9 protein-coding genes are annotated in these 8,907 nt (G+C 69.5%); 8 read left to right on the top strand and 1 reads right to left on the bottom strand.

Going from position 1 to position 8,907, the window contains the following annotated elements:
* Nucleotides 1–123: 123 nt before the first annotated feature.
* The 6 genes from ACZ53N_RS15265 (at nucleotide 124) to ACZ53N_RS15240 (ending at nucleotide 6,980) form a co-directional block, all read left to right on the top strand.
* Nucleotides 124–1,323 (top strand): MFS transporter, encoded by a 1,200-nt coding sequence (locus tag ACZ53N_RS15265; protein ID WP_469141318.1) that lies wholly within the window; start codon nucleotides 124–126, stop codon nucleotides 1,321–1,323.
* A 148-nt stretch (nucleotides 1,324–1,471) separates the two neighbouring features.
* Nucleotides 1,472–2,446, top strand: coding sequence for a diiron oxygenase (locus ACZ53N_RS15260; protein ID WP_469141317.1), 975 nt, complete (start codon nucleotides 1,472–1,474; stop codon nucleotides 2,444–2,446).
* A 70-nt stretch (nucleotides 2,447–2,516) separates the two neighbouring features.
* On the top strand, nucleotides 2,517–3,434 hold the full coding sequence (locus ACZ53N_RS15255) for a class I SAM-dependent methyltransferase (RefSeq protein WP_469141316.1): 918 nt from the start codon (nucleotides 2,517–2,519) through the stop codon (nucleotides 3,432–3,434).
* Nucleotides 3,435–3,595: 161 nt separating this feature from the next.
* Complete coding sequence (locus tag ACZ53N_RS15250; RefSeq protein ID WP_469141315.1) at nucleotides 3,596–5,191, top strand: ABC-F family ATP-binding cassette domain-containing protein; 1,596 nt, start codon at nucleotides 3,596–3,598, stop codon at nucleotides 5,189–5,191.
* Nucleotides 5,188–6,075 carry an alpha/beta fold hydrolase gene (locus ACZ53N_RS15245; RefSeq protein ID WP_469141314.1) on the top strand — a complete coding sequence of 296 codons (888 nt, stop codon included), beginning with the start codon at nucleotides 5,188–5,190 and terminating at the stop codon, nucleotides 6,073–6,075. The genes ACZ53N_RS15250 and ACZ53N_RS15245 overlap by 4 nt, the downstream gene beginning before the upstream one ends.
* Nucleotides 6,076–6,269: 194 nt before the next feature.
* Nucleotides 6,270–6,980: an aspartate/glutamate racemase family protein gene (locus ACZ53N_RS15240; protein WP_469141313.1), complete on the top strand. Its 711-nt coding sequence runs from the start codon at nucleotides 6,270–6,272 to the stop codon at nucleotides 6,978–6,980.
* A gap of 57 nt (nucleotides 6,981–7,037) precedes the next feature.
* On the opposite strand, the gene ACZ53N_RS15235 is transcribed toward ACZ53N_RS15240, so the two are convergent.
* Complete coding sequence (locus ACZ53N_RS15235; protein ID WP_469141312.1) at nucleotides 7,038–8,072, bottom strand: PucR family transcriptional regulator; 1,035 nt, start codon at nucleotides 8,070–8,072, stop codon at nucleotides 7,038–7,040.
* Between the two features lie 165 nt (nucleotides 8,073–8,237).
* Here ACZ53N_RS15235 and ACZ53N_RS15230 point away from each other — a divergent pair, with 165 nt between their 5' ends.
* A complete protein-coding gene (locus ACZ53N_RS15230; protein ID WP_469141311.1) occupies nucleotides 8,238–8,363 on the top strand; it encodes a hypothetical protein in 126 nt (41 codons plus the stop codon).
* A gap of 82 nt (nucleotides 8,364–8,445) precedes the next feature.
* Nucleotides 8,446–8,835 (top strand): cupin domain-containing protein, encoded by a 390-nt coding sequence (locus ACZ53N_RS15225; RefSeq protein WP_469141310.1) that lies wholly within the window; start codon nucleotides 8,446–8,448, stop codon nucleotides 8,833–8,835.
* The last annotated feature ends 72 nt before the right edge of the window (nucleotides 8,836–8,907 follow it).

Raw genomic sequence — 8,907 nt, 5'->3', positions numbered from 1 at the left:
CCATCTGGTGGCCCTTGGTCCGAAGACCGGTGCCGGCGCATCGCTGAGTCCTGCCGACCGCGGCAGGGCTCGGCTCGGCGTGTCCGCAGCCCCTTTCCCTTCAGGTCCGTCCCTCATGAGGCCATGAACACACACAGATTTCTGCCTGCCCTGCTCGTCATCACCCTCATCGGCACGATCATGGAACTGGACATGTCCGTGCCCAGCTTCCCGGACATCGCCGAGGCCTTCGACACCTCCGGGTCCTCGGTACAGCTGACGATCACGTACAACTTCTTCGGCTACTGCCTGGGCGCCCTGGCCTACGGCCCCTTGTCGGACCGGTTCGGCCGGCGCAAGGTCATGCTGACCGGCAACACGATCATGCTCGTCGGCGCACTGGGCTGCGCGGTGGCACCGAGCATCGAGTTCCTGCTCGCCTCCCGGCTCGTCCAGGGCGTGGGGGCGAGCACGTCGGTGGTCCTGGTCTTCGTCATCATCGGCGATGTCTACCAGGGCAACCAGCTGTTCAAGATGTTCGGGCTCACCAATGCCGCGATGTCCGCCTTCATGACGGCGGCACCGGCGCTGGGCGGTCTGATCAACCGGGCGATCGGCTGGCGCGGCAACTACGCGACGGTATTCGCCATCACGCTGGTGTCGTTGCTGCTGATGATGTTCTTCCTGCCCGAGACGAAGGGCGAGCTGGAGAAGGTCAGCGCGAGGAAGGTCGCCGGTGACTACCGAAAGCTCCTGTCGAGCAAGGAGTTCATCGCGGCGTCGCTCGTCCCCAGCCTGCTGTTCGCCGCGTACATGGTGTTCATCGCGGCCAGCTCCTTCCTCTACACCGACACCTTCGGCCTGTCCACCGTGGAGTTCGCCGGCCATCTGCTGATCGTCGTGGCCTCCTTCGCCGTGGCGAGCCTCCTCGCCTCGAAGGTCGTCACCGTCCTGGGCGGTCCCGAGCGCACCGTGGTCTGCAGCATGGCCGTCACGGTCGTCGGCATCGCCTTGTTCCTGGCCTTCGGCGAGGGCGCTTGGGCGACCACCGGTCCGATCGCCGTCTTCTGCGTCGGCTTCGCCACGGTCTACCCGGTCGTCTTCGGGCGCTCCATGGCCGTCTTCCCCGAGCTCCAGGGCGCGGCCTCCTCGCTGACCATGAGCGGACGGGCGCTGCTCGTCACGCTGCTCACGGGCATCGCCAGCAGCCTGTTCACCGGCGACTCCATCGTGACCGCCGGGGTGATGGCCGCCGCCGTCGCCGTCGCCGCGTCCCTGGCCTTCCTCAAGCCCAAGCCGGCCAAGGACGGGGTGGAGGCCGAAGCGGTCGCCGAGACCGGCTGAACCGTCCGCCTCACCGCCCGTTCGTTCGTTCCTTCCTTTCCCCTTCCGTCAGTACGGCGGCGACTCCGGTCGCCGCCGTGCACGGACGCCCACGCACCGAGGGCGCGGGGCTGCTCCGGCATGCCCCGCGCCCGGAAAGAGACCCGTCATGAGCGTCATCGGCCAGGAGAACACCGAAGCCGACCGGAAGCTGTCCAGCCTGACCGCGGAGTACGTCGCCAGGTGGGAGTCCCGCGCTTCCGTCCGTACCCGCCCGCGCAAGACCATCGATTTCACGCAGGAGGGCTTCTTCTTCCCCGAGGACAAGCAGCCGCTGCTGCTGGCCGACGAGGTCGCCTCGCTGGACCGGGCGGGCAAGGAAGAAATCCTCGTGCAGTCCTTCTACAAATACCTGCACGACATCGTGAACCTGGAGATCAAGGAAATCGTCTCGGCCTGCTCGAAGATCCTCTACTCGGATCTTCCGGTGGAATTCTCCGCCGAGACGAAGCTCAACACCCACTCGGTGATCATCGACGAGTACTACCACGTCTATATCGCCCAGGACATGATCCTGCAGCTGCAGAACCACTATCCGGACCTGCGGACGATCGACCACCCGATATCGGACTCGCAGCGCGCGGTCGCCGAGATCAAGAAGAAGCTCGATCCCAAGTACCACGACATCTTCGAAATCCTCGCCAACTGCTGCTTCGAGACCACGCTCGTGCGGGAACTCGTCGAGTTCTTCAACAGCCCCGGCGTGCACCCGTCGATCAAGTACTACGTCAACGACCACATGAACGACGAGTCCCGGCACTACGCGTTCTTCTACGACTTGATGACCTATCTGTGGGCGGAGATCCCCGAGGACTACCGGGAGGCGATCGGCACGCACCTGGCCGAGTTCACCACGCTCTATCTTTCCGTGGAGTCGGAGAAGCTCTTCAACATCGAGCTTCTCGACTCCATCGTCGGGAACCGGCAGCAGGCGCGGAAATCCGTCGAAGCCCTCTACGCGGGCTTCGAGATCACCCCGGACGTGCCGATCGTCAAGAACGTCCTGCGTGCGCTGCGCAACGCGGGAATGCTCGACCACCCCTCCGTCCGCGAAAGCTTCGCCCGGATCGGCTGGAACGTCTGACTCCCGCCCCCGCCCCCTCTCCCACCCGGCCGAGGAACCACTCCGGCCAAGGAACACTGAGGACGTACCGATGACATCCACGATTTCGCACCACACCGGCACCCGGATCGCCGACGACGCCGGCACCGAGAAGATCGCGGCGGAGATCGAGCACCGGCTCCGCCGGGCGGACCAGCTGGTGCTGCCGCTCGACGAGACGCTGGACATCCTCGAGCAGCTCCAGCAGTTCGAGCTCGGCCGTTTCCTGCTGCACAACCGGGGCCTCAACGGCTACTGGACCTCGTACATCTTCCGCAACACACCTTCCGGCCCCACCACGCCGATGGAGCACTGGCTGCTCAACAACTCCCTGCTGTGCCAGGCCCGCGAGCGCTTCCACCGCTTCAAGGAGGAGATCGCCGGCTCCGTCACCGAAGGAGCGACCCTGGCGTCCGTCCCCTGCGGGGTGATGGACGACCTGCTGCAGCAGGACTACCGGGGCATCGAGAAGTTCACGCTCGTCGGCATCGACATCGACGAGGAGTCCATCGGCTACGCCAAGGAGAACGCGGCGGAGCACGGCCTCTCCGACCACACCGCGTTCGAGGTGCGCGACGCATGGAAGCTCGGCGTGGACGGCGAGTTCGACCTGATCGTCAGCAACGGCCTGAACATGTACGAGTCGGACCCGCAGCGGCTGATCGATCTGTACCGCAGCTTCCACCAGGCACTGCGCCCCGGCGGCCGGCTGCTGCTCAGCTTCCTCACCCCGCCGCCCCCGCCGCCGTGGGTGGCGCCCGAGGAGGCCGCGGCCTGGGAGAAGTACGACATCCCCGAGCCGGACCTGCGCCGGGAGCTGGCCATCATGGGCGACATCGTCCAGGCGACCTATCTGAACTTCTCCAGCGAGGACGAGGTGCGCGGCCAGCTCGAAACGGCCGGCTTCACCGTGCACGCGGTCCGCTACAACGACCACGGCGTCCTGCCCATCATCACCGCGGTCAAGTGACGTACCCGGCCTGACGGGAGCCCTCGGGGGCCGGTGGCGAGCAGGACCCGCCCGCAGCGCGCGGGCGACCCTCGCGAGCGCACCGGCTCCCGCCGGGGCCCCGCCCCGGCCCCCGGAACACCGCACCACCCCCGAACTACGGCCTTGGAGCCCCACTTCTCATGATCACCGCCACCGGTCTCGAACTGCGCGCAGGCGCCCGCGTCCTCATCGAGTCGGCGTCCTTCCGCATCGCCAAGGGCGACCGTATCGGCCTGGTCGGTCGCAACGGCGCCGGCAAGACCACCCTCACCAAGGTCCTCTCCGGTGAAGGCATGCCCGCGAACGGCACCGTCACCCGCTCCGGCGAGGTCGGCTACCTGCCGCAGGACCCACGCACCGGCGACCTGGACATGCTCGCGCTCGACCGCGTGCTGTCCGCCCGTGGCCTGGACACCGTGCTCCGCTCGATCCGCGAGTGCCAGGAACGCATCGCCACCGGCCGGGGCGCGACGCGCGAGAAGGCGATGAAGAAGTACGAGCGGCTGGACACCGAGTTCCTCGCCAAGGGCGGCTACGCGGCCGAGGCCGAGGCGGCCACCATCGCCGCCAGCCTGGGCCTGCCCGAGCGGATCATGGAGCAGCCCCTGCACACCCTCTCCGGCGGCCAGCGCCGCCGCGTGGAGCTGGCCCGCATCCTCTTCTCCGGCGCGGACATCCTCCTGCTGGACGAGCCGACCAACCACCTGGACGCGGACTCCATCGCGTGGTTGCGCGACTTCCTCAAGACCTACCAGGGCGGTTTCGTCGTCATCTCGCACGACATCGACCTGGTCGAGACCGTGGTCAACAAGGTGTTCCACCTCGACGCCAACCGCGCCGCCGTCGACGTCTACAACATGGGCTGGAAGCAGTACCAGGCCCAGCGCGGCGCCGACGAGCGCCGCCGCAAGCGCGAGCGGGCCAACGCCGAGAAGAAGGCGGCCGCGCTCAGTTTCCAGGCGAACAAGCTGCGCGCCGGCACCAAGGCGGTCGCCGCCCAGAACATGGCCCGCCGCGCCGAGAAGCTGCTGAGCGACCTGGAACCCGAGCGCCGCTCCGACAAGGTCGCGAAGCTGCGCTTCCCCGAGCCCGCTCCTTGCGGCAAGACCCCGCTGACCGCCGAGGGGCTGTCCAAGTCCTACGGTTCGCTGGAGATCTTCACCGACGTCGACCTGGCCATCGACAGGGGCTCCCGCGTCGTCATCCTCGGCCTCAACGGTGCCGGCAAGACCACCCTGCTGCGTCTGCTCGCCGGTGTCGACAAGCCGGACACCGGCCGGGTCATCGAGGGCCACGGTCTCAAACGCGGCTACTACGCCCAGGAGCACGAGACCCTCGACGGCGACCGCACGGTCCTGGAGAACATGCGCTCGGCGGCCCCCGGCATGGACCTGGTCGAGATCCGCAAGGTGCTCGGCTCGTTCCTCTTCTCCGGTGACGACGCCGACAAGCCCGCAGGTGTTCTCTCCGGCGGCGAGAAGACCCGGCTGGCCCTGGCCACCCTGGTGGTCTCCGCCGCCAACGTCCTCCTGCTCGACGAGCCCACGAACAACCTCGATCCCGCCAGCCGCGAGGAGATCCTCGGCGCCCTGCGCACCTACAAGGGCGCCGTCGTGCTGGTCACCCACGACGAAGGCGCCGTCGACGCCCTCCAGCCCGAGCGCATCATCCTGCTCCCCGACGGTGTGGAGGACCTCTGGGGCGCGGACTACGCCGACCTCGTGGCCCTCGCATGACCACGGGGCCCGTCGGCATCGCGCCTCCCGAACGGCTCGGCAGCAGCCGCCTGCCGGACGGCCGCAGACTGGCCTGGGCGGAGTGGGGCCCGGCCGACGGGCTCCCGGTGCTGCTGTGCCCCGGCGGGGCCACGAGCCGGTGGCTGGGGTTCGGCGCGGACGCGGTGGACGCGCTGGGCGTCCGTCTGATCTCGGTGGACCGCCCGGGCCTCGGCGCCTCCGACCCCGCCCCCGGGCGGACCCTTCGCGACTGGCCCGACGACGTGAGCAGCCTCGCGACGGCGCGAGGCCTCGACGGGCTGCGGGTGGTGGGGTATTCGCAAGGGGCGCCCTTCGCGCTCGCCTGCGCGGCGCGCGGCATCGTGGTGGGGGCGGCGGTCGTCTCGGGCAGCGGCGAACCGGCCGCGCCGGAGCTGGCCGGGGCCCTCGCGCCCGGGGTGCGGAGCATGGTGGAGGCCGTGGCGGCGGATCCGCCCGCCGCCGAGGCCGCCTTCGCGGCTTCGGCCGATGCGGACGCGATGTGGGCCCTGGTGACGACCGGTTGCGCCGCACCCGACCGCGCGGTCTTCCGGCAGCCCCTCTTCGCGGCGGCCTACCGCCGGGCCATCACCGAAGGCTTCGCCCGGGGCCCGGCCGGCTACGCGCGGGACACCGTACTGACCATGGGGCGCTGGCCGTTCGACATGAGCGCCATCACGACCCCGGTCGATCTCTGGTACGGCGAACAGGACACCAGCGTGTTCCACTCCCCCGGTCTGAGCACCGCCCTCGCCGACGCCATCCCCACAGCGCGCCGCCATGTCGTCGCCGACGCGGGCGGCTTGCTGCTGTGGACCCATGCCGAGCCCATCCTGCGCTCGCTGGTCGCACGGGGGCCCGCGTGACCGTGCCGGGGGCGGCCGTCGCCCGCGACACCGTTCCACCCTTGCCTGACCTGCTCATCGACGGGCGTGGCACGGACCGCGCATTGTCCGGACGCCCGACAAGGAAGACATCAAAGCAATACTTATAGATATATGAAATACCCATCCCCTGCCTTATGGTGTGCGCAGGTAATGACGCCACGAGGAGCGGGGACATGAGCGTGCATACGGGCGGGAAGACGATCGGGCTGATCGGTGGGATGAGCTGGGAGTCGACGGCGGAGTACTACCGGATCCTGAACGAGCGGACGCGTGAGCGGCTCGGCGGTCTGCACTCGGCCCGCTGTGTGCTCTACTCCGTGGACTTCGCCGAGATCGAGCAGTTGCAGGTCCAGGGGCGGTGGGCGGAGGCCGGCGAGGTACTGGCCTCCGCCGCCCGGTCGTTGGAGGCGGCCGGCGCCGATCTGCTGCTCATCTGCACCAACACCATGCACAAGGTCGCGGACTTTGTCGAGGCGGCGGTCTCGGTCCCGCTGCTGCACCTCGCGGACGCCACCGCAGCCGCCGTCCGCACCGCGGGGCTGCGCCGAGTGGGGCTGCTGGGCACCGCGTTCACCATGGAGCAGGACTTCTACCGGGGCCGTCTCACGGCGAACGGTCTCGACGTCCGCGTTCCGGACGCCGAGGGGCGCGCGCTCGTGCACCGGGTGATCTACGAGGAACTCTGCCTGGGCGTCGTCCGCGACGAGTCGCGTGCGGCCTACCGCCGGGTCGTCGAGAACCTCGTGGCCGAGGGCGCCGAAGGCGTCATCCTGGGATGCACCGAGATCGAGCTCCTCATCGGCGCCGAGGACAGCCCCGTACCGGTCTTCCCCACCGCCCGCCTGCACGCCGAGGCGGCGGTCGCCGCGGCCCTGGCCCCCTGAGGACGGCCGGCCTCCGTGCCGCGGATCACCGGCGAACTCGGGGTCGAGGGCGCTTCCTCAATCGTTGAGCAGCCGCCACGCGGTGAGGGCGAGCTCGGCCCGTATCAGTCCGCTGGGCGCGGTGAGTTCGACGCCCAGCGTCTTTCCGATCTGTTCGAGTCTGCGGGCCACACTGCTGTGGTGCAGATGGAGCAGGTCGGCGGCCCGGCGCAGGGAGCCGGTGGTGCAATAGGCGTCCAGAGTCTCCAGATCCTCCGGGTTGTCGGCCATGCGGGCGATCGCCGCCACGTCGGGGTTGTCTCGCGCGACCTCCCGGGGGACCTGTGCGAGCAGCGCCAAGGACCCCAGGCCGTCGTAGTGGACGACCGGCCGGCGTGGGGTGGTGAAACGGAGTGCGGTGCGTGCCTCGCGCCAGGACCGGTCGGGGCTTTCGGCGCTGCCGATGCCCGCGTGTACGCCTGCCGGGAACCGTGCCGGGTCGACGGTGGTGGCCAGGATGACGCCCACGTCGGCGAGCGGTGCCGCCTTCACCGGGCGGCCCGGGCAGATCAGAGCGCCGAGCCGGTCGAGCGGAAGCCGCGACCGTACGGCGACGACGCGGACCGGCAGGTCGGCGGCGAAACCGAGGAGCCGTAGCGCCCGTGCTCGGGCCGCCTCGTCGCTGTCGGAGCTGATCACCAGCTCGAGGAGGGCGGGGTCGGCCATCGTGGTGCGGGCCGGGCCGTACCGCTCGACGACGGCTCCGGCGGCGATGGCGAGCCGTTCCAGCAGCAACTCGTCGAGCGGGCCGGGCGCGTCGGGGCGTTCCAGCCACACCGTGCCGATCTTCTCCTCGTCGAGTGTGATCGGCACGGTGGTGGACGCGGGTGACGGCGGCGCGGACGTTTCCCTGCCGTCGGGCGAGATGCGGATCGCCCGCCCCGTGCTGTGCAACCGGATCCCGGCCACGCACGAGGCCAGGCCCGCCGAGGCCCGCGCGAGCGCCGGGAGATCCACCCGTCGGCGCATCAGCGTGTCGTAGAACATGACGACGCGGACCACGCCTTCCGCTTCCGAATCCAATTGCGACAGCCGTACGGCCAGTGCCTCCATGTCAGGAGGATAGGGCCCTCCCCAGCAGCAAGGGAGGCGCCGACCGGCGCGTGATCCCGGCGGGATACCCGACGAACGTCGGCTGATCCGGACGGGTGGCGACCGCCAGGATGGCCGACATGGATCCCGAACCCCCCTTACACGCGGCGCCTGCTCCGGAAGGGCGTGTCGGTCGAGCCGCACCAGTGGCCCGGCACCGTGCACGACTCGCAGGCAATCCCGTCCGCCGACGTGTCACAGCGACAGACGGCCGGGCTCACCGCGGCGCTGCGTCGTGCCCTGGCCGACTGAGGTGACCACGGCCGACCGGACCGGCCGTCTCCCGGCCACACACCCACCCGATGAAAGACCACCGAAAGAAGGGCGTTCCGCCATGACTGTGACTCCGATCGATCTCTTCGCGTCCGCCCTCCACCTGCGCCAGGACGGCCAAGTGCGCGTCGAGCAGCAGATGTTCGATCCCGACCGGGACGGCTGGCAGTTGTTCGCCTTCCATGTGGAGACCGACGCCGACCTCCACGCCGACCATTGGGAAGTGCACCCCGACGCGGACGAAGTCGTCGCGTGCCTCACCGGCGGAATACGCCTCTATCTCCGTCCGGAGCAGCCGGGAGACGAGGAGGAGGAGACCAAGCTGACAGCCGGAACCGCGGTTGTCGTGCCGCGCGGGCGATGGCACCGCATCGAACTGGACGCCCCCGGCGACATGATGGCCCTCACCCTGCCGCGCGGCAGTCGCCTGGAGAAGCGGACCGAAGCCTAGTCAGGACCGACATGGCACAGGCGAGGGGCCGGGCAGCACGAAGCTGCCCGGCCCCTGCCGGTCCCTGGGGTG

The organism is Streptomyces sp. NPDC033229 (assembly GCF_055576875.1).
The sequence above is the reverse complement of the archived record's forward strand: the minus strand, read 5'-3'. Positions and strand labels throughout refer to the sequence as shown.

Excerpts from the sequence above, each read along its gene's own strand:
- ACZ53N_RS15265 (WP_469141318.1), top strand. The coding sequence starts at position 124 with ATGAACACACACAGATTTCTGCCTGCCCTGCTCGTCATCACCCTCATC.
- ACZ53N_RS15260 (WP_469141317.1), top strand. The coding sequence starts at position 1,472 with ATGAGCGTCATCGGCCAGGAGAACACCGAAGCCGACCGGAAGCTGTCC.
- ACZ53N_RS15255 (WP_469141316.1), top strand. The coding sequence starts at position 2,517 with ATGACATCCACGATTTCGCACCACACCGGCACCCGGATCGCCGACGAC.
- ACZ53N_RS15250 (WP_469141315.1), top strand. The coding sequence starts at position 3,596 with ATGATCACCGCCACCGGTCTCGAACTGCGCGCAGGCGCCCGCGTCCTC.
- ACZ53N_RS15245 (WP_469141314.1), top strand. The coding sequence starts at position 5,188 with ATGACCACGGGGCCCGTCGGCATCGCGCCTCCCGAACGGCTCGGCAGC.
- ACZ53N_RS15240 (WP_469141313.1), top strand. The coding sequence starts at position 6,270 with ATGAGCGTGCATACGGGCGGGAAGACGATCGGGCTGATCGGTGGGATG.
- ACZ53N_RS15235 (WP_469141312.1), bottom strand. The coding sequence starts at position 8,072 with ATGGAGGCACTGGCCGTACGGCTGTCGCAATTGGATTCGGAAGCGGAA.
- ACZ53N_RS15225 (WP_469141310.1), top strand. The coding sequence starts at position 8,446 with ATGACTGTGACTCCGATCGATCTCTTCGCGTCCGCCCTCCACCTGCGC.